Below are 25925 nucleotides of genomic sequence, written 5' to 3' on the forward strand. Positions count from 1 at the left end.
CAGGCCGCCGCTCACCATCCTCATGCACGCGCGCGACAACGTCGCGATCGTGGCCAACGACGGCGGCCTGGCGGCCGGCACCGTGTTCGCCTCGGGCCTCACGCTGCGCGAGAAGGTGCCGCAGGCCCACAAGGTGGCGCTGGTCGACATCCCCGAGGGCGGCGTGGTGCGCCGCTACGACGTGCCGATCGGCTACGCCCTCAAGCCCATCCCGGCCGGCAGCTGGGTGCACGAGCGGCTTTTGAGGATGCCCGCCGCGCGCGAGCTCGACGGCCTGCCCATCGCCACCGTCAAGCCGCCCGCCATGCCCCCGCTCGAGGGCTACACCTTCGAGGGCTTTCGCAACCCCGACGGCTCGGTCGGCACCCGCAACATCCTGGCCATCACCCAGACCGTGCAGTGCGTGGCCGGCGTCACCGAGTTCGCGGTCCAGCGCATCAAGGCCGAGCTGCTGCCCCGGTTTCCCAACGTCGACGACGTGGTGGCGCTCGAACACAGCTATGGCTGCGGCGTGGCGATCGACGCGCCCGACGCCGTCATCCCGATCCGCACCCTGCGCAACATCAGCCTCAAYCCGAACTTCGGCGGCGAGGTGATGGTCGTCAGCCTGGGCTGCGAGAAGCTGCAGCCCGAGCGCCTGATGCCCCCGGGCACCATTCCCCTGATCGACGAGCGCAACGTGGCCGATGTCGGCGACAGCGCCGACGCCAAGCTCGACGTGGTCTGCCTGCAGGACGAGGCCCACGTGGGCTTCATGTCGATGGTGGACTCGATCCTGCGCCAGGCCGAGGAGCACCTGGAGCGCCTGAACGACCGCCGGCGCGAGACCGTGCCGGCCAGCGAGCTGGTGGTCGGCGTGCAGTGCGGCGGCAGCGACGCCTTCTCGGGCGTCACGGCCAACCCGGCGGTGGGCTTCTGCACCGACTTGCTGGTGCGCGCCGGCGCCACCGTGATGTTCTCSGAGGTSACCGAGGTGCGCGACGGCATCGACCAGCTGACCTCGCGCGCGACCACGCCCGAGGTGGCCGAGGCGATGATCCGCGAGATGGCCTGGTACGACGCCTACCTCCAGCGCGGGCGGGTCGACCGCAGCGCCAACACCACGCCSGGCAACAAGAAGGGTGGGCTGTCGAACATCGTGGAGAAGGCGATGGGCTCGATCGTCAAGAGCGGCAGCGCGCCGATCTCKGGTGTSGTCGCGCCGGGCGAGAAGGCMCGCCAGAAGGGGCTGCTGTACGCCGCCACGCCGGCGAGCGACTTCATCTGCGGCACCTTGCAGCTGGCCGCGGGCATGAACCTGCACGTCTTCACCACCGGCCGCGGCACCCCCTACGGSCTGGCCGAGGTGCCGGTGATCAAGGTCGCCACGCGCAGCGACCTGGCGCGCCGCTGGCACGACCTGATGGACGTCAACGCCGGGCGCATCGCCGACGGCGAGGCCAGCATCGAGGAGGTGGGCTGGGAGCTGTTCAAGCTGATGCTCGATGTGGCCAGCGGCCGCAGGAAGACCTGGGCGGAGCAGTGGAAGCTGCACAACGCGCTGGTGGGCGGCAGAACAGGTCGTCGCCACCATCCAGGCCGCCGGCGGCGAGGCCTTCGCGCTGCAGGCCGACGTTCGCGACAGCGCCGCGATCCGCCGGGTGGTCGGCGAGGCCCACGACCGGCTCGGCGCGATCGACGTGCTGGTCAACAACGCCGGCAGCTTGGTCAAGCGGCTGCCGATCGCCGACTTCGACGACGCCGTGTTCGACGAGGTGCTGCACATCAACGCCCGCTCGGTGCTCGCCTTCTGCCGCGAGGTGGTGCCGCTGATGCGCGCCCAGGGGCGCGGCGGCAGCATCGTCAACGTGTCGTCGATCGCGGCGCGCAACGGCGGCGGCCCGGGCGCCTATCTCTATGCCGGCGCCAAGGGCTTCGTCAGCACCGCGACCCGCGGCCTGGCGAAGGAACTGGCGCCCGACCGGATCCGCGTCAACGCCGTGTCGCCGGGCGTGATCCAGACGCCCTTCCACGACCGCTTCTCGACGCCGCAGCTGCTGGAATCCTTCAAGGCGGCGATTCCGCTGGCCCGCATCGGCGAGCCGGACGACTGCGTCGGCGCCTTCCTGTACCTCGCTTCCGAGCAGCTGTCGGGCTATGTGACCGGACAGATCCTCGAGGTGAACGGCGGCCAGTACATGCCCTGAGGCCGCCTCCGCCGTCCGGGCGCACAGATCAACAACAACGGAGACACGCACTTGAACACCGGAACCCTGCGCGGCCTGGCCGCATTCACGGCCGCGGCCGCCCTGTCCCTGGGCCTGGCCGCCGGCGCCGCGGCGCAAAGCGACTTCCCCAACCACACCGTCGAGCTGCTGGTGCCCTACCAGCCCGGCGGCGGCACCGATGGCCTGGCGCGCACCTTCGCCGACGCCAGCCGCAAGCACATGTCGCAGAGCATGGTGATCATCAACCGCCCCGGCGCCGGCGGCGCGATCGGATGGACCGAGGTGATCAACGCCAAGCCGGACGGCTACAAGCTCGCGGTGCTCACGGTCGAGCTGCTGACCTTGCCGCACCTGGGGCTGGCCAAGTTCAACTACGACGATTTCCAGCCGATCGCCCAGCTCAACGCCGACCCGGCGGCCATCACGGTCAAGGCCGACGCGCCGTGGAGCACGGTCGAGGAATTCCTCGCCGCCGCCAGGAAGGACCCCGAGGGCGTGCGGGTGGGCAATTCCGGCAATGGCTCGATCTGGCACCTGGCGGCCGCGGCGCTCGAAGACAAGACCGGCGCGAAGTTCAACCACATCCCGTTCCAGGGTGCCGCGCCCGCGGTGCTGGCGCTGCTCGGCGGCCACATCGAGGCCGTGGCCGTGAGCCCGGCCGAAGTCACGACCCACGTGCAGTCGGGCAAGCTCAAGATGCTGATGGTCATGGCTGACCAGCGCGTGAAGGGTTTCGAGAAGGTGCCGACCGCCAAGGAGCGCGGCATCGACCTCTCGATCGGCACCTGGCGCGGCCTCGGCGCCCCCAAGAACACCCCGCCCGAAGTGATGGCCAAGCTGCGCGAGATCACCGCCAAAACCGCCGCCGAGCCGATGATGCGCGAGGCCATGGAGAAGCAGAACCTGGGCTACGTCTACACCGACGGCGCGGCCTTCCAGCAGACCCTGGCGCGGGACAACGCCTATTACAAGAGCCTGATCGCCAAGCTCAACATCAAGCCCTGAGACCCAGGAAGCCGAAGGAGACCCCATGCAACGCCGCACCCTGATCCACACCGCCCTCGCCTCGCTCGCCGCCGGCCTGCCGGCCCTGCCCGCGCTGGCCCAGCCGTCCTGGCCGACCGGCAAGCCGATCACCTACCTGGTGCCGTTCCCGGCCGGCGGCACCACCGACCTGCTGGCCCGCCTGATCGCGCAGAAGCTCGGGCCGGCGCTGGGCACCAGCGTGATCATCGACAACAAGGGCGGCGCCGGCGGCAGCATCGGCTCGGAGGTCGCGGCGCGGGCGGCGCCGGATGGCTTCACGCTGCTGGGCGGCACCATCAGCTCGCACGCCATCAACGTCAGCCTCTACCCCAAGATCGGCTACGACCCGCAGAAGTCCTTTGCGCCGGTGACGCTGATCGGCACCAATCCGGTGGTGCTGGTGGTCAACCAGGCGAGCCCGTACAAGACGCTGAAGGACCTGCTCGACGCCAGCCGCGCCAGGCCGGGCGGGCTGTCCTCGGCCTCGGCCGGCACCGGCACCTCGCAGCACCTGGCGCTGGAGCTGATGGCCTTCAAGTCGGGCGTCAAGTTCACGCACGTGCCCTACAAAGGCAGCGGCCCGGCGATCCAGGACGTGATCGGCGGCCAGGTCGACATGATGTTCGACACCACCGTGGTCGCCGGCCCGCATATACAAAGCGGCAAGCTGCGCGCCCTGGCCGTGACCTCGGCCAAGCGCCTGGCGTCGATGCCGAACGTGCCGACCGTGGCCGAATCGGGCATCCCGGGGCTGGCCGACTTCGAGGTGGTGTCCTGGCAGGCCATCTTCGTGCCGGCCGGCACGCCGGCGCCGATCGTCGCTCGCCTGCACGACGAGATCCGCAAGATCCTGGCCCAGCCCGAGATGCAGGAGAAGCTCAGGGGCTTCGGCATGGAGCCGGCCGACTTGACGACCGCCCAGATCGCGGCCTTCCAGAAGTCCGAAGTCGACAAATGGGCCCAAGTGATCAAGGCCGCGAACATCAAGGCCGAATAGGTCGCCGGGTAGGTTTCGTCCTGCGAAATGCGCCCGGGGCGCTCGCTAGAATCGCCTACCGTTTTCCTGGGATTTCGCCTTGTCCGATCGCCTGCCCGTCCTGCCTCAATACCTGTTTCCCAAGCAGGCGCTGACCTCCTTCGCCGGCTGGGTGGCGGGCAAGGAACGCGGGTCGGTCACGACCTGGATCATCCGCCGCTTCGTCGCCAAGTACGGGGTCGACATGGGCGAGGCGCTGGCCAGCGACATCGCGAGCTACCGCAGCTTCAACGACTTCTTCACCCGCGCCCTCAAGCCCGGCGCGCGGCCCATCGCCGCCGCCGACCTCGTCTCGCCGGTGGATGGCGCGATCAGCCAGTTCGGCGCCATCGAGGGCGACCAGATCTTCCAGGCCAAGGGCCACCGCTACTCCACCACCGCGCTGGTCGGCGGCGACGCCGCCCTGGCGGCCCGATTCGCGCACGGCAGCTTCGCCACGCTCTATCTGAGCCCGAAGGACTACCACCGCATCCACATGCCCTGCGACGGCCGGCTGCTGCGCATGATCTACGTGCCGGGCGACCTGTTCTCGGTCAACCCGACCACCGCGCGCGGCGTGCCCGGCCTGTTTGCGCGCAACGAGCGCGTGGTGTGCGTGTTCGAGACCGCGCGCGGCCCCTTCGTCCTGGTGCTGGTCGGCGCCACCATCGTCGGCAGCATGGCCACCGTCTGGCACGGCGTGGTCAATCCGCCGCGCGGCGGCGAGGTGCGCGAATGGCGCTACGACGACCAGCAGATCGTGCTGCGCCAAGGCGAGGAAATGGGGCGCTTCCTGCTCGGCTCCACGGTGGTGATGCTGTTTCCGGCACCGCCGCTGGCCTTCACGCCCGCGTGGACGCCGGGGCGGCCGGTGCGGCTCGGCGAAGCCATGGCCGAATACCGGGCCGACTGAAGCCGCGATCCCGCGGGCCGCATCCCGCTTGTGGATACAGCTATAAAACTTGTAGCAGAGCGCCATCTGGGATATAGTCCTCGCCCGATTCCGGGTGCTCCCAGACCCACACAAGAACCACGGCGCCCGAGGAGATGAAATCGATGAGCAGCAAGGAAAACGCAGCCGTCAGCCAATTGCTGGCGCTGCTGGAAGCCCGCTATGCGCTGCGCGTCCTCTGGGCCCTCCGGGACGGCCACGCCCAGACCTTCCGCCTGCTGCAGGACAGCGTCGGCAGCATCACGCCGAACACCCTGAACACCCGCATCAAGGAACTCCGCGAAGCCGGCCTCGTGAACCATGGCAGCGAAGGCTACAGCCTGACCCTGAGCGGCCAGGACCTGCTCAAGCGGCTGTCGGACCTGCAGGCCTTCGCGGGCAAGTGGCAGCAGACCCAGGTCAAGAAGACGGCGCCGCCACCGACGCCGTAGCCGCTTGCCAGGTCGTTAAACTGCGCGGTTTTCCAACCTTTTCCAAATCCTGAAGGAGCGCACCATGCCCACCACTTCCTCCGGCCTGCAGTACGAAGACACCACGGTCGGCGAAGGCGCCGAAGCCAAGGCCGGCCACCACGTGCATGTGCACTACACGGGCTGGCTCTACAACGACGGCGTCCAGGGCGCCAAGTTTGACTCCAGCCGCGACCGCAACGACCCCTTCGCCTTCTCGCTCGGCGCCGGCCAGGTCATCAAGGGCTGGGACGAAGGCGTCGCCGGCATGAAGATCGGCGGCAAACGCACCCTGATCATCCCGGCCGCGCTGGGCTACGGCGCCCGCGGCGCCGGCGGCGTGATCCCTCCCAATGCGACCCTCAAGTTCGACGTCGAACTGCTCGACGCGCACTGACTGACCCCCACGCTCCTCACTGCGTGTGTCGCTGCCCCCCGAGGGGGCCGCAAGCCGCCTTGGGGCGGCCCGGCGCCGGCTTGATATTGGCCCCCACGCTCCTCACTGCGTGTGTCGCTGCCCCCGAGGGGGCCGCAAGCCGCCTTGGGGCGGCCCGGCGCCGGCTTGATCCCCGGCTCCTCGCCGTTCCCAGAATGCGCCTCCGGGCGCATTTTTTCGTCTTGAAAACCGCCAGCACAGCCCCAAATGGCTGGCTATTGTTCGTTTTTCACTGAATTCCGGCATGGCAGCCGGCTTTTTGAGCATGTCTGACCCGCAAAACACCCCCATTCATCCCGACACCCTGCAAGGCGAGCCCAGCCCCGAAGAGCGCGAGGCCGCCCAGGCGGCGAACGAGGCCGACGCGCTGGCGGCGGCCCAGGCCGAGATCGCCGCGCTGCAGGCCAAGAATGCCGACCTCGCCGACCAGTTCCTGCGCGCCCAGGCCGACGTCCAGAACGCCCGCCGCCGCGCCGACGACGAGATCACCAAGGGCCGCAAGTTCGCTATCGAAGGCTTTGCCGAGAGCCTGCTGCCGGTACTCGACAGCCTCGAAGCCGGGCTGGCGATCCCCGACGCCTCGGTCGAGCACCTGCGCGAAGGCACCGAAGCCACCTTGCGCCAGCTGAAGAGCGCCCTCGAGCGCAACAAGGTGATCGAGATCGCGCCCCCGGCCGGCAGCAAGTTCGACCCCCACCAGCACCAGGCCATCTCGGTCGTGCCGGTGCCGGGCCAGGAGCCCAACACCATCGCCAGCGTCCTCCAGAAGGGCTACACGATCGCCGACCGCGTGCTGCGCCCGGCCCTGGTGACGGTCAGCAGCCCGGGTTGAGAAACCACAAGAAACCCACAGGAAATCCCCGCTCCATCCCTTGAATCGGCACGGGTTATCCACAAGTTCACAACAACTTAATTTTCGAAAGTCCAGGAGAAAAAACATGGCCAAAATCATCGGTATCGACCTCGGCACCACCAACTCGTGCGTGTCGATCATGGAAGGCAACACCACGCGAGTGATCGAGAACTCGGAAGGCGCCCGCACGACGCCTTCGATCGTGGCCTACCAGGAAGACGGCGAAGTACTGGTCGGTGCCTCCGCCAAGCGCCAGGCGGTCACCAACCCCAAGAACACGATCTACGCCGTCAAGCGCCTGATCGGCCGCAAGTTCGAGGAAAAGGAAGTCCAGAAGGACATCGACCTGATGCCCTACAGCATCACCAAGGCCGACAACGGCGACGCCTGGGTCGAAGTGCGCGGCAAGAAGCTCGCGCCGCAGCAGATCAGCGCCGAGATCCTGCGCAAGATGAAGAAGACCGCCGAAGACTACCTCGGCGAGCCGGTCACCGAGGCCGTGATCACGGTGCCCGCCTACTTCAACGACAGCCAGCGCCAGGCCACCAAGGACGCCGGCCGAATCGCCGGCCTCGACGTCAAGCGCATCATCAACGAACCGACGGCGGCGGCGCTGGCCTTCGGCCTCGACAAGCAGGACAAGCGCGACCGCAAGATCGCCGTCTATGACCTCGGCGGCGGCACCTTCGACATCTCGATCATCGAGATCGCCGACGTCGACGGCGAAAAGCAGTTCGAAGTGCTGTCGACCAACGGCGACACCTTCCTGGGCGGCGAGGACTTCGACCAGCGCATCATCGACTACATCATTTCCGAGTTCAAGAAGGACCAGGGCGTCGACCTGAGCAAGGACGTGCTGGCCCTGCAGCGCCTCAAGGAAGCCGCCGAAAAGGCCAAGATCGAGCTGTCGAACGGCGCCGCCACCGACATCAACCTGCCCTACGTCACCGCCGATGCCTCGGGCCCGAAGCACCTGAACATCAAGCTCACCCGCGCCAAGCTCGAAAGCCTGGTCGACGAGCTGATCGAGCGCACCATCGCCCCCTGCCGCACCGCCATCAAGGATGCCGGCGTCAGCGTGACCGACATCAGCGACGTGATCCTGGTCGGCGGCATGACCCGCATGCCCAAGGTGCAGGAAAAGGTCAAGGAGTTCTTCGGCAAGGAGCCGCGCAAGGACGTCAACCCCGATGAAGCCGTGGCCGTCGGCGCCGCCATCCAGGGCCAGGTGCTGTCGGGCGACCGCAAGGACGTGCTGCTGCTGGACGTCACCCCGCTGTCGCTCGGCATCGAGACGATGGGCGGCGTGATGACCAAGATGATCACCAAGAACACCACGATCCCGACCAAGTTCGCGCAGACCTTCTCGACCGCCGAGGACAACCAGCCGGCGGTGACGATCAAGGTGTTCCAGGGCGAGCGCGAGATCGCCTCGGGCAACAAGCTGCTCGGCGAATTCAACCTCGAGGGCATCCCGCCGGCCTCGCGCGGCACGCCCCAGATCGAGGTCAGCTTCGACATCGACGCCAACGGCATCCTGCACGTCGGCGCCAAGGACAAGGGCACCGGCAAGGAAAACAAGATCACCATCAAGGCGAATTCGGGCCTGTCCGAGGACGAGATCCAGAAGATGGTCAAGGACGCCGAGCTGAACGCGGCCGACGACAAGAAGAAGGTCGAGCTGGCCCAGGCCCGCAACCAGGGCGAAGCCATGGTGCACAGCGTCAAGAAGTCGCTCGGCGAGCACGGCGCCAGCCTGGACGCCGGCGAGAAGGAAAAGATCGAAGCCGCGATCAAGGACGTGGAAGAAGCCCTGAAGGGCGACGACAAGGCCGCGATCGACGACAAGACCAACACGCTGATGACCGCCAGCCAGAAGCTCGGCGAGAAGATGTACGCCGACGCGCAGGCTGCCGCCGGCGCGGCCGGTGCCGCGGCAGGCGGCGCTGGCCCGGAAGCTGCAAGCGCCCCGGCGGACGACAACGTGGTCGACGCCGAGGTCAAGGAAGTCAAGAAGGGCTGATCTTCACACCCTGAACGAGGCTGGACCCCCTGGCAAGGCGGTCCGGCCTTTTTCGATTTTCTCGCTTTCTGACTCCCGATTTCGCCACCGACCCGACCATGGCCACCAAACGCGACTACTACGAAACCCTCGGCGTGCCCAAGAACGCAAGCGAGGAGGAAATCAAGAAGGCTTATCGCAAGCTTGCGATGAAGCACCACCCCGACCGCAACCACGGCGACGCCGGCAAGGAATCCGAGGCCAAGTTCAAGGAGGTCAAGGAAGCCTACGAAATGCTGTCGGACAGCCAGAAGCGGGCCGCCTACGACCAATACGGGCACGCCGGCGTCGACCCGAACATGCGCGGCGGTCCGGGCGCGGAGGGCTTCGGCGGCTTCGCCGAGGCCTTCGGAGACATCTTCGGCGACGTCTTCGGCGGCGCCCGCGGCGGTCGCCAGGGCGGCGGGCGACAGGTGTTCCGCGGCAGCGACCTCAGCTACGCGATGGAAGTCACGCTCGAGGAAGCGGCCGAGGGCAAGGACGCCCAGATCCGGATCCCGAGCTGGGACGACTGCGACACCTGCAAGGGCTCCGGCGCCAAGCCCGGCACCAAGCCGATCACCTGCACCACCTGCCACGGCCAGGGTGCGGTCCAGATGCGCCAAGGCTTCTTCAGCGTCCAGCAGACCTGCCCGACCTGCCACGGCTCGGGCAAGATCATTCCCGAGCCCTGCGCCACCTGCCACGGCCAGGGCAAGATCAAGAACAACAAGACGCTCGAAGTCAAGATCCCGGCCGGCATCGACGACGGCATGCGCATCCGCAGCACCGGCAACGGCGAGCCCGGCACCAACGGCGGCCCGCCCGGCGACCTCTATATAGAGATCAGGCTCAAGAAGCACGAACTGTTCGAGCGCGACGGCGACGACCTGCATTGCGTGGTGCCGGTCAGCATCACCACGGCGGCGCTCGGCGGCGAGATCAACGTGCCGACGCTCAAGGGCGCGGCGGCGATCGACATTCCCGACGGCACCCAGAGCGGCAAGCAGTTCCGGCTGCGCGGCAAGGGCATCAAGGGCGTGCGCTCGAGCTACCCGGGCGACCTGTACTGCCACGTGCGGGTCGAGACCCCGGTCAAGCTGACCGAGCACCAGCGCAAGCTCATGAAGGAGCTCGACGAGTCGCTCAAGAAGGGCGGCGACAAGCACAGCCCGACCGACAAGGGCTGGTTCGACAAAGCCAAGGAATTCTTCAGCTGAGCGCATTGCGCCGGCGGCGCCGCCCGGCGCGCCGGCGCGCCGGCGCCGGCAATATACAGGCGGCCTTCGGGCCGCTTTTTTGTTGTCCGCGTATTCCTGTAGGCGCCGGCGGCGCGACCGGCGTTGGATCGGAAACAGATGATCCCGGCACCTGCACCCAACCTACAAGCCCTGGCGAAGGCGACCCACAGCCGTGCCGTGCACGAATCGCCGCATGCTCGTAGCATGTGTCCGGTGGCTGCTGCAGCCGGAGGCGGTTTCGCCAATTGCTGCCGCTTTCCGCTGGAACTTTTTTGCAACGATCAAATTCTTATTTCAAAAGCAATTTGCTCGAAGCGTCGTTTGTTCTATGCTTTGATCAAGTTCATGCCCGAGGGTTTTTTCCACAGCGTGCACACATCACCTGGCACCATTCCTGCGAAGAACGATGCGACGTGTGCGGCACGGATTTCCCGGGCAGCGCCCGGCTGACTCGATGGAGGTGTCTATGGTGGATGTCATCAGCAACTTCGCAGCGCGATATGAGCGCACGCGCGAAGAGGTCTTGTCCCTTCAGGAATACCTGGAGATCTGCAAACGGGAGCCTCTGGCCTACGCCACGGCCGCCGAGCGGATGCTCAAGGCGATCGGCGAGCCCGAACTGGTGGACACGCGCAACGACCCCCGGCTCTCGCGCATCTTCGCCAACAAGGTCATCAAGATCTACCCGGCCTTCCGCGAGTTCTATGGCATGGAAGACGCCATCGAGCAGGTGGTCTCCTACTTCCGCCACGGCGCCCAGGGACTGGAAGAAAAGAAGCAGATTCTGTATCTGCTGGGCCCGGTCGGCGGCGGCAAGAGTTCGATCGCCGAGCGCCTGAAGCAGCTCATGGAGCACGTGCCCTTCTATTCGATCAAGGGCTCGCCCGTGAACGAGACCCCGCTGGGCCTGTTCGACGCGGCCGAGGACGGCGAAATCCTCGAAAAGGAATACGGCATCCCGCGCCGCTACCTGCAGCGGATCCTGTCGCCCTGGGCGGTCAAGCGGCTGGAAGAGTTCGGCGGCGACATCCGCCAGTTCCAGGTCGTCAAGCGCTACCCCTCGGTGCTGCGCCAGATCGCGGTCGCCAAGACCGAGCCGGGCGACGAGAACAACCAGGACATCTCCTCGCTGGTCGGCAAGATCGACATCCGCAAGCTCGAGGACTACGCCCAGGACGACCCGGACGCCTATGCCTACTCGGGCGGCCTGTGCCTGGCCAACCAGGGCCTGCTGGAGTTCGTGGAAATGTTCAAGGCGCCGATCAAGGTGCTGCATCCGCTGCTGACCGCCACCCAGGAAGGCAACTTCAAGGGCACCGAAGGCTTCGGCGCCATCCCGTTCGACGGCATCGTGCTGGCGCACAGCAATGAAAGCGAGTGGAAGGCCTTCCGCAACAACAAGAACAACGAGGCCTTCCTCGACCGGATCTACATCGTCAAGGTGCCCTACTGCCTGCGGGTCTCCGAGGAGATCAAGATCTACGAGAAGCTGGTGCGCAACTCGTCGCTCTCGGCGGCGCCCTGCGCCCCCGGCACCTTGCGCATGATGGCCCAGTTCTCGGTGCTCACGCGGCTCAAGGAACCCGAGAACTCCAGCATCTTCAGCAAGATGCAGATCTACGACGGCGACAACCTCAAGGACACCGACCCCAAGGCCAAGTCCATGCAGGAGTACCGCGACTACGCGGGTGTCGACGAAGGCATGAGCGGCACCTCGACCCGCTTCGCCTTCAAGATCATCTCGAAGGTCTTCAACTTCGACAGCAGCGAGGTGGCGGCCAACCCGGTGCACCTGATGTACGTGCTCGAGCAGCAGATCGAGCGCGAGCAGTTCGCGCCCGAGACCGAGCAGAAGTACCTCTCGTACATCAAGGAGCTGATGGCGCCGCGCTATGCGGAATTCATCGGCAAGGAGATCCAGACCGCGTACCTGGAAAGCTACTCGGAGTACGGCCAGAACATCTTCGACCGCTACGTGACCTACGCCGACTACTGGATCCAGGACCAGGAGTACCGCGACCAGGACACCGGCGAGGTCTTCGATCGCGGCTCGCTCAACGCCGAGCTCGAGAAGATCGAGAAGCCCGCGGGCATCAGCAACCCCAAGGACTTCCGCAACGAGATCGTCAACTTCGTGCTGCGCGCGCGGGCCGGCAACGCGGGCAAGAATCCGCTGTGGACCAGCTACGAGAAGCTGCGCACCGTGATCGAGAAGAAGATGTTCTCGAACACCGAGGAACTGCTGCCGGTCATCAGCTTCAACGCCAAGAGCAGCGCCGACGAAATGAAGAAGCACGAGGATTTCGTCAACCGCATGGTCCAGAAGGGCTATACGGCCAAGCAGGTCCGCCTGCTGTGCGAGTGGTATTTGCGGGTTCGCAAGAGTTCATGATGAACTGAAGGAGTTCTGTCCGTGGCCATGCTGCAGCAGATCATCGACCGCCGGTTGTCGGGCAAGAACAAGTCCATCGGCAACCGCGAACGTTTCCTGCGACGCTACCGTGAGCAGATCGGCGAGGCCGTGCGCCGCGCCGTCAGCGGCCGCGGCATCCGCGACCTCGAACAGGGCGAGGACATCACGCTGCCCAAGCGCGATGTCTCCGAGCCCGTGTTCGGCCACGGCCAGGGCGGCGACCGCGAGTACGTGCATCCGGGCAACAAGGAGTACGTCAAGGGCGATCGCATCGAGCGGCCGCAGGGCGGCGGCGGCGCGGGCAAGGGCTCGCAGGCCGGCGACGGCGAAGGCGGCGAGGACGATTTCGTCTTCAGCCTGACCAAGGAAGAGTTCATGCGGGTCTTCTTCGAGGACCTCGCCCTGCCCCACCTGATCCGCACCCAGCTGGCCGAGGTGCCCGAGTGGAAGAGCCACCGGGCCGGCTTCGTGAGCGACGGCAACCCGAGCAACCTGCACGTGGTGCGCTCGATGCGCGGCGCGCTGGCCCGGCGCATCGCGCTGGGCGGCGACTCGCGGCGCGAGATCCGCGAGCTCGAAGCCCACCTGCTGCACCTGCAGCGCAGCCCGCGCGTGGCCGATGCCCTGGTGCAGCGCGAGATCCGCGAGACCGAGGCCAAGCTCGAGGAGCTGCGCAGCAAGGCCAAGCACGTGCCATTCCTCGACCCGATCGACCTGCGCTACCGCAACCGGGTCAAGGTGCCGGTGCCCTCCGCCAAGGCCGTGATGTTCTGCCTGATGGACGTCTCGGGCTCGATGGACGAGGCCCGCAAGGACATGTCGAAGCGCTTCTTCATGCTGCTCTACATGTTCCTGACCCGGCACTACGAGAAGATCGACCTGGTCTTCATCCGCCACCACACCCAGGCCTCCGAGGTCACCGAAGAAGAATTCTTCCATGCCACCGAGACCGGCGGCACCGTGGTCTCGAGCGCCCTGACCCTGATGCTCGACATCGTGCGGGCCCGCTACCCGAGCGGCGAATGGAACATCTACGGCGCCCAGGCCAGCGACGGCGACAACTGGCACCAGGACTCGGGCCGCTGCCGCGAGTTGCTGGCCGACCACCTGCTGCCGCTGGTGCGCTACTACGCCTATGTGCAGGTCGCCGAAGCCGAGCAGAACATGTGGGAGGAGTACTCGCAACTGGCCGAATCCCACAAGAATTTCGCCATGCGCAAGGTCAGCGACGCGCAGGACATCTACCCGGTGTTCCGCGACCTGTTCAAGAAAGAGAGGGGGCCGGCGTGAACGAGACCACGAAGACACGGACGCCATTGCCCAGTCCGTCGGACTGGACCTTCGAGCTGATCGAGCAGTACCACAGCGAGATCGCCCGGGTGGCCAAGGGCTACAAGCTCGACACCTACGCCAACCAGCTCGAGATCATCACGGCCGAGCAGATGATGGACGCCTATGCCTCGGTCGGCATGCCGGTCATCTACCGTCACTGGTCCTATGGCAAGCAGTTCATCGCCACCGAGAAGAACTACCGCCGCGGCCACATGGGCCTGGCCTACGAGATCGTGATCAACTCCGATCCCTGCATCGCCTACCTCATGGAAGAAAACACCATGGCCATGCAGGCCCTGGTGATCGCCCATGCGGCCTACGGCCACAACAGCTTCTTCAAGGGCAACTACCTGTTCAAGATGTGGACCGATGCGTCGTCCATCATCGACTACCTGGTCTATGCCCGAAAGTACATCAGCGAGTGCGAGGAGCGCCACGGCGTCGGGGCGGTCGAGGACCTGCTCGATTCCTGCCACGCACTCATGAACCACGGCGTCGACCGCTACCGCCGGCCGCAGCGCCTGTCGCTGAGCCAGGAGCAGGCCCGGCGCGAGGAACGCGAGCACCATCTGCAGCAGCAGGTCAACGACCTGTGGCGCACCCTGCCCCGCAAGGCCGGCCGAACGTCGGAAGACGAAGAGGCCTCCAGGCGCTTCCCGGCCGAGCCCCAGGAAAACCTGCTCTACTTCATCGAGAAAAACGCACCATTGTTGGACCCCTGGCAACGCGAAGTGGTGCGCATCGTGCGCAAAATCGGGCAGTACTTCTATCCGCAGCGGCAGACCCAGGTCATGAACGAGGGCTGGGCCACCTTCTGGCACTACACCCTGCTCAACACGCTCTACGACGAAGGCCTGCTGGCCGACGGCTTCATGATGGAGTGGCTGCAGTCGCACACCAACGTGGTGTTCCAGCCGCCGGTCGGGCATCGCGCCTACAGCGGGATCAATCCCTATGCGCTGGGTTTCGCGATGTTCACCGACCTGCGGCGCATCTGCGAAAAGCCGACCGAGGAAGACCAGCGCTGGTTCCCCGACCTGGCGGGCTCCAATTGGCTGACCTCGCTCGATTACGCCATGCGCAATTTCAAGGACGAGAGCTTCATCGGCCAATTCCTGTCGCCGAAATTGATGCGTGATTTCCGCTTTTTCACGGTCCGCGACCAGGAAAGCGAGCCCGAGCTCGAGGTTTCCGCCATCCATGACGACAGCGGCTACCGGCAGCTGCGCGAATCCCTGTCGCGCCAGTACGACCTGAACCACCGCGAGCCCAACATCCAGGTCTGGAGCGTGAACCTGCGCGGCGACCGCGCGCTGACGCTGCGCCATACCCAGCACAACAACCGCCCGCTGCACGACAACGCCTCCGAGGTGCTCAAGCACGTGGCGCGGCTGTGGGGCTTCGACGTCCACCTCGAGAGCGTCGACAGCCAGGGGCGGATCAGCCACCGGAAGGTGACCGGGCCGCAAGCGGCCTAGCGGACTGACTGGCGTGGGACTTTGAGCTTGGCGCGGGCCTTCAGCGCCAAGTCGCGGGCGTGGCAGCCCTCGATGTGGTCGTTGACCAGCCCCATGGCCTGCATGAAGGCATAGACCGTGGTCGGGCCGACGAAGCTCCAGCCGCGCTTCTTCAGGTCCTTCGACATCGCGATCGACTCGGCCGAGGTCGTGAAGCTCTGCAGGGCCGCGTGCGTGATCCGATTCGGCCGAGAGGCCGGATCGGGCTCGAAGCGCCAGGCGTAGGCCGCCAGCGAACCGAACTCGCGGCGCAGTTCGATCACGCGGTGGGCGTTGTTGATCGCCGACTCGATCTTGCCGCGATGGCGCACGATGCCGGCGTCGGCCAACAGCCGCTCGACGTCCTTCGGGCCGAAGCGCGCCATCTGCTCGGCATCGAAATCGGCGAAGCCGCGGCGGAAGGCATCGCGCTTGTTGAGGATCGTGAGCCAGCTCAGGCCGGCCTGGAAGCCCTCGAGGCACAGCTTCTCGAACAGGCGCCGGTCGTCCGTGACCGGGAAGCCCCATTCGCCGTCGTGGTAGCGCTGGTAGAGCGGCGTTGCGGCGCACCAGCGACAGCGCCAGGCGCGGTCTTCGCCTTCGAACAGGCCGGCTCGCTCGACCGTCATGCCACCGGCTTCCGGAACGACTGCCAGGCGGCCGCGGTCGGCGTGGTGCCCGCGCCGGGCTGCTGCGGCAGGCGGAAGTGGCCATCGACGACCTCGGCCGGCTCTGTGAAGCAGTCCTTGATCCACGGGATGTACTCGAGCACCTCGCAGGCCGGATGCGCGTAGCTCAGGTGCACGTGGACCTGGCTCATGTCGCCCGCGTGCGGCGCCACCGGCAGGCGGAAGGAATGGGCGGTCTCGCACACCTGGAGCACCTCGGTGATGCCGCCCATGCGCGTGACGTCGGGCTGGACCCAGTGGATCGCCTGCTGGGCGAAGAACTCGGAGAAGGCATCGGCGGTGTAGAGCTGCTCGCCGAGCGCGACCGGGATGCGGGTGGCGCGGGCCAGCGCCGCGTGGCCCTTGACATCGTCGTACCACAGGGGCTCCTCGAACCAGAGCAGGTCGAAGGGCTCCGCGCCGCGGCAAAAGCGCAGGCAGGTGGCGAGATCCCACTTGCCGTTGCCGTCGATCGCCAGCGTGACGGACGGCCCGATGGCTTCGCGCACGGCCTCGATGCGACGCAGGTCGCGGTCCACGCTGGAGCCGACCTTGATCTTGATGCCGGTGAAACCGTCATCGACCGCGCGCCGGGCGCCGTCCACCAGTTGCGCGTCGCCGATGCTGAGCCAGCCGATGTCGGTGTTGTAGGCCCGGACCCGCGGCCGCACCTGGCCGCCGAGGAGTTTCCACAGCGGCACGCCGGCCGACTTGGCTTTCAGGTCCCACAGCGCGACATCGATCGCCGCCAGCGACAGCGTCGTGATGCCGGCCCGGCCGATCCATTGAAGCGCGGGGTTGCGCGCCAGTTTCTGCCAGAGGCGACGGACGTCGCCCGCGTCCTCGCCGAGCAGGAGCGGCGCATGGCAGGTCGCGATGCAGCGCGTGATCAGCTGGTCGCCCGCCAAGTCGGCGTGGGTGCCGGTGAAGCCATGGCCGACCAGCCCGTCCTCGGTCTCGATCCGCGCGCCGATCACGCCCCAGTGCGTCAGGGTGTGCGTGCTGTCGGCGATCTGGCTGCCGGTGACCGGCACGTGCAGGATGAAAGGTTCGACCGAGACGATCTTCATTTGGCGCCGCTCACGCGCACCAGCGCCTCGATCGCCAGCGGATAGCCCTTGACGCCGAAGCCGACGATGATGCCGCGCGCTGCCGGCGAGATGTACGAATGGTGGCGGAACTCCTCGCGCGCATGCACGTTGGAGATGTGCAGCTCGACCAGCGGCACGCTGGCGCCCTTGATGGCGTCGTGCAGTGCGACCGAGGTGTGGGTGTAGGCGCCGGGGTTCATCACCACGCCGAGCATCCGGCCGGCGGCGACTTCGCGTCCGGCCTCGTGGATCCAGTCGATCAGCTGGCCTTCGTGATTGGACTGCCGGCATTCGATCTCGATACCGAGCGTGGCGCCGGTCTCCAGGCACATGCGCTCGACGTCGGCCAGCGTTTCGTGGCCGTACTGCGCGGGCTCGCGCGTACCGAGGAGGTTGAGGTTCGGGCCATTCAGGACAAGAATCTTTTTCATGGCTCTCTTTTTATCAGGTGCGGCATTGCATTTTCGGCCCGCCCGCCGGATCGGGCAAACGCGGCGGCCGGCCGGCCGCGGTCCGGCGCTGGTGCCCGGACCATGAAGCCGCTGCGCATCGACGCCCACCAGCACTACTGGTCGCCGGCACACGGCGACTACGGCTGGCTGGCCGATACGCCCGCCCTGCACGCCATCCACCGGGACTTCACGCCGGCCGACCTGGCGCCGCTGCTGGACCGCGCCGGCATCGACGGCACGGTGCTGGTCCAGGCGGCGCCGAGCGAGGCCGAGACCTGGCGGCTGCTCGCGCTCGCCGCCGAGCCGGCGAGCCGCGTGCGCGCCGTGGTCGGCTGGACCGCGCTGGACGCCGCCGACGCACCCGCGCGCATCCGCCGGCTGGCGCAGCAGCCGCTGCTCAGGGGACTGCGGCCGATGCTGCAGGACCTGCCGGATCCCGAATGGGTGCTCGGCGACGCCCTGCTTCCGGCCTGGTCAGCGATGATCGAACAGGGACTGGTCCTGGACCTGCTCATCAGGCCGCAGCAGATCGATGCCGCGCGCCGTCTCGCGCTGCGTCACCCGGGGCTCGCGATGGTGGTGGACCATGGCGCCAAGCCCGCCATCGCGGCCGGCGGCTTCGAGCCCTGGGCCGGCGACATGGCGCGGCTGGCGGCCGAGACGCGGGTCCGCTGCAAGCTGTCCGGGCTGGCCACGGAAGCCGGCCCCGGCTGGCGGGTCGACGCCCTGCGGCCCTATGTCGCGCACCTGCTGCGCCATTTCGGTCCGGCCCGGTTGATGTGGGGCAGCGACTGGCCGGTGTTGAACCTCGCGGGCGACTACCGCCGCTGGCAGGTCGCCTGCGACGAATGGCTGGCCGACCTGCCGGCCCCGGAGCGGGCCGGTGTATGGGGCACGAACGCGGCCCGGTTCTATGGCATAAAGTGAGCGACGCGCCGGGATTCCCCGGCGCCTTTTTACTTTCTGCACGCCATGAAAACCAAAGCCGCCGTCGCCTGGAAAGCCGCCGCCCCCCTGACCATCGAAACCGTCGACCTCGAGGGGCCGAAATTCGGCGAAGTGCTGGTCGAGATCAAGGCCACCGGCATCTGCCACACCGACTACTACACCCTCTCGGGCGCCGATCCCGAGGGCATCTTCCCCGCCATCCTGGGCCACGAGGGCGCAGGCATCGTGGTCGACGTCGGCCCCGGCGTCACGAGCCTCAAGAAGGGCGACCACGTCATTCCGCTCTACACGCCCGAATGCCGCCAGTGCAAGTTCTGCCTGAGCCGCAAGACCAACCTGTGCCAGCTGATCCGCGGCACCCAGGGCAAGGGCCTGATGCCCGACGCCACCAGCCGCTTCAGCCTGGACGGCAAGCCGATCTTCCACTATATGGGCACGTCGACCTTCAGCAACTACACGGTGGCGCCCGAGATCTCGCTGGCCAAGATCCGCGAGGACGCGCCCTTCGACAAGGTCTGCTACATCGGCTGCGGCGTGACCACCGGCATCGGCGCCGTGATCTTCACGGCAAAGGTCGAGGCCGGCGCCAACGTGGTGGTCTTCGGCCTCGGCGGCATCGGCCTGAACGTGATCCAGGGCGCGAAGATGGTGGGCGCCGACAAGATCATCGGCGTCGACCTGAACCCGGCGCGCGAAGCGATGGCGCGCAAGTTCGGCATGACGCACTTCATCAACCCCAAGGACACGCCGAACGTGGTCGATGCGATCGTGCAGCTGACCGACGGCGGCGCCGACTACAGCTTCGAGTGCATCGGCAACACGCAGGTGATGCGCCAGGCGCTCGAGTGCACCCACAAGGGCTGGGGCCGCAGCATCATCATCGGCGTGGCCGAAGCCGGCGCCGAGATCAGCACCCGGCCGTTCCAGCTGGTCACCGGCCGCAAGTGGGAGGGCTCGGCCTTCGGCGGCGCACGCGGCCGCACCGACGTGCCCAAGATCGTCGACTGGTACATGGAAAACAAGATCAACATCGACGACCTGATCACCCACACCATGCCGTTGGAGGACATCAACAAGGGCTTCGACCTGATGAAGCGCGGCGAGTCCATTCGCGGCGTCGTGCTGTACTGAGCATCGCCATGACGCGGATGCAGCCGCTGCGCACGGTCCGGGCCGGCGTGCTCGAGGTCGCCTACTTCGAGACCGGCCCCGCCGACGGGCCGCCCGTGCTGCTGATGCATGGCTTCCCCTACGACATCCACAGCTACGCCGAGGTCGCGCCGATGCTGGCCGAGGCCGGCTGCCGGGTCGTCGTGCCGTACCTGCGCGGCTACGGCGGCACGCGCTTCCTGAGCGATTCGACGCCCCGCTCGGGCGAGCAGGCCGCGCTCGGCGCCGACCTGCTGGCGCTGCTCGACGCGTTGTCGATCCCGCGCGCGCTGCTGGCCGGCTACGACTGGGGCGGGCGCGCCGCCTGCGTGGTGGCAGCGCTCTGGCCCGAACGCTGCGCCGGCCTGGTCTCGTTCAACAGCTACAACATCCAGGACATCGCGAAGGCGATGCGCCCCGAAGTGGCCGAGAACGAGCACCGGCTCTGGTACCAGTACTACTTCCACAGCGAACGCGGCCGGGCCGGGCTGGCAGCCGACCGGCGCGGCATCACGCGCCTGCTGTGGCGGCTCTGGTCGCCGACCTGGTCCTTCGACGAAGCCACCTTCGAGCGCAGCGCGGCCGCCTTCGACCATCCCGACTTCGTCGAGGTGGTGATCCAGTCGTACCGCCATCGCTTCGGCCTCGCGCCCGGCGATCCGGCCTATGCCGACATCGAGGCGCGGCTGGCCGCCCAGCCACCGATCGCCGTTCCCGCCATCACCTTCGACGGCGCCGACGACGGCGTGCGGCCGGTGAGCGACGCATCCGCGCACGCGCACCGCTTCACCGGCCCGCGATCGCACCGCATCGTGCCCGGCGTCGGCCACAACATGCCGCAGGAAGTGCCGCGCGTCTTCGCCGACGCGGTGCTCGAACTCCTTTCCGCATCGAATCCATGACCGACAGCCCCAAGACCCTTTCCGAACACCGCTGCTTTGGCGGCACGCTCCGCTTTCTCGAACACGACGCGCGCACGATCGGGCTGCCGATGCGCTTCTCGGTCTTCCTGCCGCCGCAGGCCGCCAACGGGCCGGTGCCGGCCGTGATGTACCTCGCCGGGCTGACCTGCAACGAGGAGACCTTCATGGTCAAGGCCGGCGCCCAGCGGCTGGCGGCCGAACTCGGCCTGGCCTTGATCGCGCCGGACACCAGCCCGCGCGGACCGGCGGTCGAGGAAATCGAAGGCGCGACCGCCAGTTGGGATTTCGGCGTCGGCGCCGGCTTCTATCTCGACGCCACCGAGGCGCCGTGGTCCCGGCACTGGCGCATGGAAAGCTGGATCGTCGACGAACTGCTGCCGCTGGTGGCACGGCAGCTGCCGATCGACGGCGAACGCATCGGGGTCTTCGGCCATTCGATGGGCGGCCACGGCGCCCTGACCCTGGCCCTGCGCCATCCGGGCCGCTTCCGGTCGCTGTCGGCGCTGGCGCCGATCTGCGCACCAACCCGCTGTCCGTGGGGCGAGAAGGCCTTCGGCGGCTATCTCGGCACAGATCGCGCGCAGTGGCTGGCGCACGACGCCAGCGCATTGATGCAGGCGCAGGCGAAGGCGCCCTATCAGCGAGGGATCCTGATCGACCAGGGGCTGGCCGACAAATTCCTCGCCGACCAGCTGCATCCGCAGCACTTCGAGGCCGCCTGCGCGCAGGCCGGCCAGCCGCTCACCTTGCGCCGGCACGCCGGCTACGACCACGGCTACTATTTCGTCCAGAGCTTCGTGGCCGACCATCTGGCGCACCACGGCAACGTGCTGCGGGGCTGAGCACATGTCGCCGCCACCGCTGCCCGAACGCGAGGACATCGCCCTGCTCGAACCCTTCGAGGGCCTGGGGCTGAAGGACATCCGCGTGGTGGCCAGCGCCGAAGACGCGGCGAGCGCCGCCGCGGCCCTGCGCGCCAGCCGGGTGGTGGGCTTCGACACCGAGTCGAAGCCGACCTTCGCCAAGAACGAGGTCTCGGGCGGGCCGCACGTGATCCAGTTCGCCACCCGCGAGCAGGCCTGGCTGTTCCAGCTGCACCGCAGCGAGTTCCACGACACGCTGGCGACGCTGCTCGGTGACCCAGGCCTGACCAAGGCCGGCTTCGGGTTGTCGAGCGACCTGAGCCTGATCCGCCAGCGCTTCGGCGTCGAGCCGCAAGGCGTGCTCGACCTCGACAGCGAATTCCGCCGCCGCGGCTACCGGCGCTCGGTCGGCGTCAAGACCGCCGTGGCGCTGGTATTCGAGCGCCGCTTCGTCAAGTCGCGCAAGGCCACGACCTCGAACTGGGCCAACCGGCAGCTGACCGACGCCCAGCTGCGCTACGCGGCCAACGACGCCTACGCCGCGATCCGGGTCTTCGACGCGCTGGGCCTGCGCGCCTGATTCAGGGCCCGGCCCACCACGCCCGCACCTGCGCCACCAGTTCCGGCAGCGGCGCGGTGGCGTCGACCGCCAGCACGCCCGGCTCGCCGACCGGGGACTCCAGCGTGGCGAACTGGTTGGCGACCAGGCTGGCCGGGAACATGTGGGCGCCGGCCCGCGCCGCCACCCGGCGCTCGGCCTCCGCCGGCGTCAAGGCCAGGAAGACGAAGCGCAGTCCGGGCGCGGCCGCGCGCAGCCGCTCGCGGTAGTCGCGCTTCAGGGCCGAGCAGGTCAGTACCGCGCCTTCGGGCCGGCGCGCCAGCTCGGCGCCGAGGGTCGCGAGCCAGCCGGCGCGGTCGGCATCCGTGAGCGCGATCCCGGCGCGCATCTTGCTGACGTTCTCGGCCGAGTGGAAGTCGTCGCCTTCGATCAGCGGCAGCCCGGCTTCCAGCGCGAGCGCCGCGCCGAGGCTGGACTTGCCGCAACCGGAGACGCCCATCACGACGGTCGAGGTCTGTTTGGGAACGTAAAGCTTAGGCATTCACTCAATTGTGTGTCCATCTCTACTTATGATGGCGGCCTTCTTCCAGAAGTAACAAGTCGTGTCCATGGTACAGCTCGCCCTGCGTCGTCCGTACACCTTCATCGTGATGGCGATGCTGATCGTGCTGGCCACGCCCTTCGTGCTGCTGCGGATGGCGACCGACATCTTCCCGGAGATCAACATTCCGGTGATCAGCATCATCTGGAACTACGGCGGGCTGCCGGCGCAGGAGATGGGCCAGCGCATCGCCGGCCAGACCGAGCGCAGCCTGACGACGACGGTGAGCGACATCGAGCACATCGAGTCGCAGTCGCTGGCCGGCGTGACCGTGATCAAGGTCTTCTTCCAGCCGACCGCCAACATCGAGACCGCCATCGCGCAGGTCGTGGCCTCGATGCAGACCCAGGTGCGGCAGCTGCCGCCGGGCATCACGCCGCCGCTGGTGATCAAGTACTCGGCCTCCAGCATCCCGGTGATCCAGCTCGCCCTGTCGAGCCCGACCCGGCCGGAAAACGCCCTGTTCGATGCCGCCGTCAACCAGCTGCGGCCCCAGCTCATCACGATCCCGGGCGTGGCCGTGCCCTTCCCCTACGGCGGCAAGAACCGGCTGATCTCGGTCGACCTCGACACCCAGGCGCTGCAGGCGCGCGGCCTGTCGCCGGCCGACGTGGTCAACGCGGTCAATGCGCAGAACCTGATCCTGCCCTCTGGCACGGCCAAGTTCGGCGCCACCGAATACAGCGTGCGCCTGAACGGCTCGCCGGAGGTCCTGGCCGGACTCAACGACCTGCCGGTGCGCACCGCGGCCGGCGCCACCACCTACCTGCGCGACGTCGCCAACGTGCGCGACGGCTTCTCGCCGCAGACCAACGTGGTGCGCCAGGACGGCGTGCGCGGCGTGCTGCTGTCGGTGCTCAAGAACGGCGGCGCCTCGACCCTGGACATCGTCGCCAACCTGCGCGCCCTGCTGCCGGTGGCGGCCCAGGGCATGCCGGCGGACATCAAGGTCACACCGCTGTTCGACCAGTCGGTCTTCGTCAAGGCCGCGGTGCAGGGCGTGGTCGCCGAGGCCGTGATCGCCGCCGCGCTGACCGCCGCGATGGTGCTGCTGTTCCTCGGCAACTGGCGCAGCACGCTGATCATCGCGCTGACGATCCCGCTGTCGATCCTGGCCTCGATCCTGGCGCTCTACGCGCTCGGCCAGACGCTCAACCTGATGACCTTGGGCGGTCTCGCGCTCTCGGTCGGCATCCTGGTCGACCAGGCGATCGTGACGATCGAGAACATCGAGCGCCACCTGCACATGGGCACCGAGCTGAACCAGGCGATCCTGGTCGGTGCCGGCGAGATCGGCCCGGCCGCGTTCGTCTCCACGCTGTGCATCTGCATCGTCTTCGTGCCGATGTTCTTCCTCTCGGGCGTGGCCAAGTTCCTGTTCGTGCCGCTGGCGATGGCGGTGGTGTTCGCGATGCTGGCCTCCTACCTGCTGTCGCGCACGCTGGTGCCCACCCTGGTGATGCTGCTGATGGGCAAGCAGACCCACGGCGCCACCGAAGGCAAGGCCAGCCTGCTGCAGCGCGTCTACCGCAGCTTCGACCGCCGCTTCGAACGGGTGCGGCGCGCCTACACGCTGGTGCTGTCGGCGCTGCTGGCGCGGCGCGGCCGCTTCATCGTGCTGTTCCTGGGCTTCTGCCTGCTGTCCTGCCTGCTGTACCCGGTGCTGGGCCGCGATTTCTTCCCGGGCGTGGATGCCGGCCAGATCCGGCTGCACATGCGCGCACCGACCGGCACCCGCATCGAGGAGACCGCGCGCCTGGCCGACGAGGTCGAGGCGGCGATCCGCGAGCTGGTGCCGAAGGACCAGCTCGAGACCATCCTCGACAACCTGGGCGTGCCCAACAGCGGCATCAACCTGTCGTACAGCAACGCCGGCACCATCGGCACGCTGGACGGCGAGATCCTGCTGTCGCTGCGCGACGGCCACCGGCCGACCGAGGAGTTCGTCTCGCTGCTGCGCGCCGAGCTGCCCAAGCGCTTCCCGGGCACCGAGTTCTTTTTCCAGCCGGCCGACATCGTCACCCAGATCCTCAATTTCGGCCTGCCGGCCGCGATCGACGTCCAGTTCAGCGGCAACGACGTCGCCGGCAATGCGGCCCGCGCGGCCGAGCTGGTGAAGGCGATCCGCAAGATCCCGGGCGCGGTCGACGCCCACGTCCACCAGCGGCTCGACGGCCCCGGCCTCAACCTGCAGATGGACCGCAGCCGCCTGCAGCAGTTCGGCCTGACCGCGCAGAACGTCGGCCAGAACGTGCTGATCGCGCTGTCGGGCAGTTCGCAGACCCAGCCGGCGTTCTGGCTCAACCCGCAGAACGGCGTGGTCTACAACATCGCGGTGCAGACGCCGCAGTACGCGGTCGACTCGCTCGACTCGCTGCTCAATCTGCCCATCGGCGGCGGCGGCGCGGCCGGCAGCGCACCGCCGCAACTGCTGGGCAACCTGGTGGAGGCGCAGCAGGGGCGGCAGCCGGCCGTGGTGTCGCGCTACAACATCCAGCCGGTGGTCGATGTCTATGTCAGCGTGCAGGGCACCGACCTCGCGAGCGTGGCGACCAAGGTGCAGGCGCTGGTCGACGAGATACGGCCGCGGCTCGCGCGCGGCAGCCAGGTGGCGGTGCGCGGCCAGGTCCAGACCATGCAGTCGTCGTTCATCGGGCTCGGGGTCGGGCTGGCGATGGCGATCGTGCTGGTCTACCTGCTGATCGTGGTCACCTTCCAGTCCTGGCTCGACGCCGCGATCATCATCACCGCCCTGCCCGCGGCGCTGGCCGGCATCGCCTGGATGCTGTTCATCACCGGCACCACGCTCAGCGTGCCGGCGCTGACCGGGGCCATCATGACCATGGGCGTGGCCACCGCCAACAGCATCCTGCTGGTGGCTTTCGCGCGCGAGCGCCTGGCCGCCGGCATCCCGCCGCTGTCGGCGGCGCTGGAAGCGGGCGCCACCCGGATCCGGCCGGTGCTGATGACCGCGCTGGCGATGATCATCGGCATGATCCCGATGGCACTCGGCCTCGGCGAAGGCGCCGAGCAGAATGCCCCGCTGGGCCGCGCCGTGATCGGCGGGCTGCTGTTCGCGACCGTCTCGACCTTGTTCTTCGTGCCCGCCGTCTATGCCGAGATCCACAGCCGCCGGGCCCACCGCCAGGCCGCTCGCGACGCGGCCGCCGCACCTCATTCGCTCGGGGCCGCGCCCCAGGAGACCTGAAT

Annotated in this window: 23 protein-coding genes and 1 pseudogene; 20 read left to right on the forward strand and 4 right to left on the reverse strand. The window is 67.7% G+C overall.

Features of this window, described 5'->3' with window-relative positions:
• From garD to AC1DF3_RS07745, 14 genes and pseudogenes are all read left to right on the forward strand, one after another.
• Positions 1 to 1546, forward strand: a pseudogene (garD, locus tag AC1DF3_RS07680) (galactarate dehydratase); the annotation flags it as partial.
• Positions 1485 to 2186: an SDR family NAD(P)-dependent oxidoreductase gene (locus tag AC1DF3_RS07685; RefSeq protein ID WP_478139272.1), complete on the forward strand. Its 702-nt coding sequence runs from the start codon at positions 1485 to 1487 to the stop codon at positions 2184 to 2186. The pseudogene garD and the gene AC1DF3_RS07685, both read left to right, overlap by 62 nt.
• Before the next feature lie 51 nt (positions 2187 to 2237).
• Positions 2238 to 3212, forward strand: a complete 975-nt coding sequence (locus AC1DF3_RS07690) for a tripartite tricarboxylate transporter substrate binding protein (protein WP_286535694.1) — start codon at positions 2238 to 2240, stop codon at positions 3210 to 3212.
• A 25-nt stretch (positions 3213 to 3237) separates the two neighbouring features.
• A complete protein-coding gene (locus AC1DF3_RS07695) occupies positions 3238 to 4230 on the forward strand; it encodes a Bug family tripartite tricarboxylate transporter substrate binding protein (protein WP_286535693.1) in 993 nt (330 codons plus the stop codon).
• A 79-nt stretch (positions 4231 to 4309) separates the two neighbouring features.
• Positions 4310 to 5161, forward strand: a complete 852-nt coding sequence (asd, locus tag AC1DF3_RS07700) for an archaetidylserine decarboxylase (RefSeq protein WP_478139273.1) — start codon at positions 4310 to 4312, stop codon at positions 5159 to 5161.
• 143 nt (positions 5162 to 5304) lie between these two features.
• Complete coding sequence (locus AC1DF3_RS07705; protein ID WP_286508103.1) at positions 5305 to 5631, forward strand: winged helix-turn-helix transcriptional regulator; 327 nt, start codon at positions 5305 to 5307, stop codon at positions 5629 to 5631.
• A gap of 64 nt (positions 5632 to 5695) precedes the next feature.
• Positions 5696 to 6046: an FKBP-type peptidyl-prolyl cis-trans isomerase gene (locus AC1DF3_RS07710; RefSeq protein ID WP_286508104.1), complete on the forward strand. Its 351-nt coding sequence runs from the start codon at positions 5696 to 5698 to the stop codon at positions 6044 to 6046.
• Between the two features lie 304 nt (positions 6047 to 6350).
• On the forward strand, positions 6351 to 6917 hold the full coding sequence (gene grpE / locus AC1DF3_RS07715; protein ID WP_286535691.1) for a nucleotide exchange factor GrpE: 567 nt from the start codon (positions 6351 to 6353) through the stop codon (positions 6915 to 6917).
• A gap of 106 nt (positions 6918 to 7023) precedes the next feature.
• Positions 7024 to 8961, forward strand: a complete 1938-nt coding sequence (dnaK, locus tag AC1DF3_RS07720) for a molecular chaperone DnaK (protein ID WP_286526186.1) — start codon at positions 7024 to 7026, stop codon at positions 8959 to 8961.
• A gap of 98 nt (positions 8962 to 9059) precedes the next feature.
• Positions 9060 to 10199 (forward strand): molecular chaperone DnaJ, encoded by a 1140-nt coding sequence (gene dnaJ, locus AC1DF3_RS07725; RefSeq protein ID WP_478139274.1) that lies wholly within the window; start codon positions 9060 to 9062, stop codon positions 10197 to 10199.
• 234 nt (positions 10200 to 10433) lie between these two features.
• The gene (locus AC1DF3_RS07730; RefSeq protein ID WP_478139275.1) at positions 10434 to 10670 is read left to right on the forward strand and encodes a hypothetical protein; all 237 of its coding nucleotides are present in this window, start codon (positions 10434 to 10436) and stop codon (positions 10668 to 10670) included.
• Between the two features lie 19 nt (positions 10671 to 10689).
• On the forward strand, positions 10690 to 12612 hold the full coding sequence (locus AC1DF3_RS07735; protein WP_286526450.1) for a PrkA family serine protein kinase: 1923 nt from the start codon (positions 10690 to 10692) through the stop codon (positions 12610 to 12612).
• 27 nt (positions 12613 to 12639) lie between these two features.
• On the forward strand, positions 12640 to 13923 hold the full coding sequence (locus AC1DF3_RS07740) for a YeaH/YhbH family protein (RefSeq protein ID WP_478139407.1): 1284 nt from the start codon (positions 12640 to 12642) through the stop codon (positions 13921 to 13923).
• Complete coding sequence (locus tag AC1DF3_RS07745) at positions 13920 to 15443, forward strand: SpoVR family protein (protein ID WP_286535686.1); 1524 nt, start codon at positions 13920 to 13922, stop codon at positions 15441 to 15443. Before AC1DF3_RS07740 ends, AC1DF3_RS07745 begins: the two co-directional genes overlap by 4 nt.
• On the opposite strand, the gene AC1DF3_RS07750 is transcribed toward AC1DF3_RS07745, so the two are convergent.
• Genes AC1DF3_RS07750 through aroQ form a run of 3 tightly spaced genes read right to left on the reverse strand, consistent with a single transcriptional unit; the run spans position 15440 to position 17651 of the window.
• Entirely contained in the window at positions 15440 to 16090 is a 651-nt protein-coding gene (locus AC1DF3_RS07750; protein WP_478139276.1) for a DNA-3-methyladenine glycosylase I, read from the reverse strand. The genes AC1DF3_RS07745 and AC1DF3_RS07750 overlap by 4 nt on opposite strands.
• Positions 16087 to 17199: a mandelate racemase/muconate lactonizing enzyme family protein gene (locus AC1DF3_RS07755; protein ID WP_478139277.1), complete on the reverse strand. Its 1113-nt coding sequence runs from the start codon at positions 17197 to 17199 to the stop codon at positions 16087 to 16089. The genes AC1DF3_RS07750 and AC1DF3_RS07755 overlap by 4 nt, the downstream gene beginning before the upstream one ends.
• Entirely contained in the window at positions 17196 to 17651 is a 456-nt protein-coding gene (gene aroQ, locus AC1DF3_RS07760) for a type II 3-dehydroquinate dehydratase (RefSeq protein WP_301809130.1), read from the reverse strand. The genes AC1DF3_RS07755 and aroQ overlap by 4 nt, the downstream gene beginning before the upstream one ends.
• Positions 17652 to 17762: 111 nt before the next feature.
• On the opposite strand from aroQ, the gene AC1DF3_RS07765 reads away from it, so the two are divergent.
• Genes AC1DF3_RS07765 through AC1DF3_RS07785 form a run of 5 tightly spaced genes read left to right on the forward strand, consistent with a single transcriptional unit; the run spans position 17763 to position 22135 of the window.
• The gene (locus AC1DF3_RS07765; protein ID WP_478139408.1) at positions 17763 to 18599 is read left to right on the forward strand and encodes an amidohydrolase family protein; all 837 of its coding nucleotides are present in this window, start codon (positions 17763 to 17765) and stop codon (positions 18597 to 18599) included.
• A 45-nt stretch (positions 18600 to 18644) separates the two neighbouring features.
• Complete coding sequence (locus AC1DF3_RS07770) at positions 18645 to 19751, forward strand: S-(hydroxymethyl)glutathione dehydrogenase/class III alcohol dehydrogenase (RefSeq protein ID WP_301809131.1); 1107 nt, start codon at positions 18645 to 18647, stop codon at positions 19749 to 19751.
• A gap of 8 nt (positions 19752 to 19759) precedes the next feature.
• Positions 19760 to 20671, forward strand: a complete 912-nt coding sequence (locus AC1DF3_RS07775; RefSeq protein ID WP_286535680.1) for an alpha/beta fold hydrolase — start codon at positions 19760 to 19762, stop codon at positions 20669 to 20671.
• Entirely contained in the window at positions 20668 to 21534 is an 867-nt protein-coding gene (gene fghA, locus AC1DF3_RS07780) for an S-formylglutathione hydrolase (RefSeq protein WP_478139278.1), read from the forward strand. Before AC1DF3_RS07775 ends, fghA begins: the two co-directional genes overlap by 4 nt.
• A gap of 4 nt (positions 21535 to 21538) precedes the next feature.
• The gene (locus AC1DF3_RS07785) at positions 21539 to 22135 is read left to right on the forward strand and encodes a 3'-5' exonuclease (protein ID WP_286535678.1); all 597 of its coding nucleotides are present in this window, start codon (positions 21539 to 21541) and stop codon (positions 22133 to 22135) included.
• A gap of 1 nt (position 22136) precedes the next feature.
• Here the strand turns inward: AC1DF3_RS07785 and AC1DF3_RS07790 are convergent, their stop codons facing one another.
• Complete coding sequence (locus AC1DF3_RS07790; RefSeq protein ID WP_286535676.1) at positions 22137 to 22655, reverse strand: gluconokinase; 519 nt, start codon at positions 22653 to 22655, stop codon at positions 22137 to 22139.
• A gap of 61 nt (positions 22656 to 22716) precedes the next feature.
• On the opposite strand from AC1DF3_RS07790, the gene AC1DF3_RS07795 reads away from it, so the two are divergent.
• Positions 22717 to 25923, forward strand: coding sequence for an efflux RND transporter permease subunit (locus AC1DF3_RS07795; RefSeq protein ID WP_478139279.1), 3207 nt, complete (start codon positions 22717 to 22719; stop codon positions 25921 to 25923).
• The last annotated feature ends 2 nt before the right edge of the window (positions 25924 to 25925 follow it).

The organism is Variovorax sp. 10N432 (genome assembly GCF_056394465.1).

Coding starts and splice junctions, on each gene's coding strand:
- AC1DF3_RS07710 (WP_286508104.1), top strand. CDS start 5,696: ATGCCCACCACTTCCTCCGGCCTGCAGTACGAAGACACCACGGTCGGC.
- AC1DF3_RS07755 (WP_478139277.1), bottom strand. CDS start 17,199: ATGAAGATCGTCTCGGTCGAACCTTTCATCCTGCACGTGCCGGTCACC.
- fghA (WP_478139278.1), top strand. CDS start 20,668: ATGACCGACAGCCCCAAGACCCTTTCCGAACACCGCTGCTTTGGCGGC.
- AC1DF3_RS07695 (WP_286535693.1), top strand. CDS start 3,238: ATGCAACGCCGCACCCTGATCCACACCGCCCTCGCCTCGCTCGCCGCC.
- AC1DF3_RS07705 (WP_286508103.1), top strand. CDS start 5,305: ATGAGCAGCAAGGAAAACGCAGCCGTCAGCCAATTGCTGGCGCTGCTG.
- AC1DF3_RS07740 (WP_478139407.1), top strand. CDS start 12,640: ATGCTGCAGCAGATCATCGACCGCCGGTTGTCGGGCAAGAACAAGTCC.
- AC1DF3_RS07770 (WP_301809131.1), top strand. CDS start 18,645: ATGAAAACCAAAGCCGCCGTCGCCTGGAAAGCCGCCGCCCCCCTGACC.
- aroQ (WP_301809130.1), bottom strand. CDS start 17,651: ATGAAAAAGATTCTTGTCCTGAATGGCCCGAACCTCAACCTCCTCGGT.
- dnaK (WP_286526186.1), top strand. CDS start 7,024: ATGGCCAAAATCATCGGTATCGACCTCGGCACCACCAACTCGTGCGTG.
- dnaJ (WP_478139274.1), top strand. CDS start 9,060: ATGGCCACCAAACGCGACTACTACGAAACCCTCGGCGTGCCCAAGAAC.
- AC1DF3_RS07775 (WP_286535680.1), top strand. CDS start 19,760: ATGACGCGGATGCAGCCGCTGCGCACGGTCCGGGCCGGCGTGCTCGAG.
- AC1DF3_RS07785 (WP_286535678.1), top strand. CDS start 21,539: ATGTCGCCGCCACCGCTGCCCGAACGCGAGGACATCGCCCTGCTCGAA.
- grpE (WP_286535691.1), top strand. CDS start 6,351: ATGTCTGACCCGCAAAACACCCCCATTCATCCCGACACCCTGCAAGGC.
- AC1DF3_RS07685 (WP_478139272.1), top strand. CDS start 1,485: ATGTGGCCAGCGGCCGCAGGAAGACCTGGGCGGAGCAGTGGAAGCTGC.
- AC1DF3_RS07750 (WP_478139276.1), bottom strand. CDS start 16,090: ATGACGGTCGAGCGAGCCGGCCTGTTCGAAGGCGAAGACCGCGCCTGG.
- AC1DF3_RS07790 (WP_286535676.1), bottom strand. CDS start 22,655: ATGCCTAAGCTTTACGTTCCCAAACAGACCTCGACCGTCGTGATGGGC.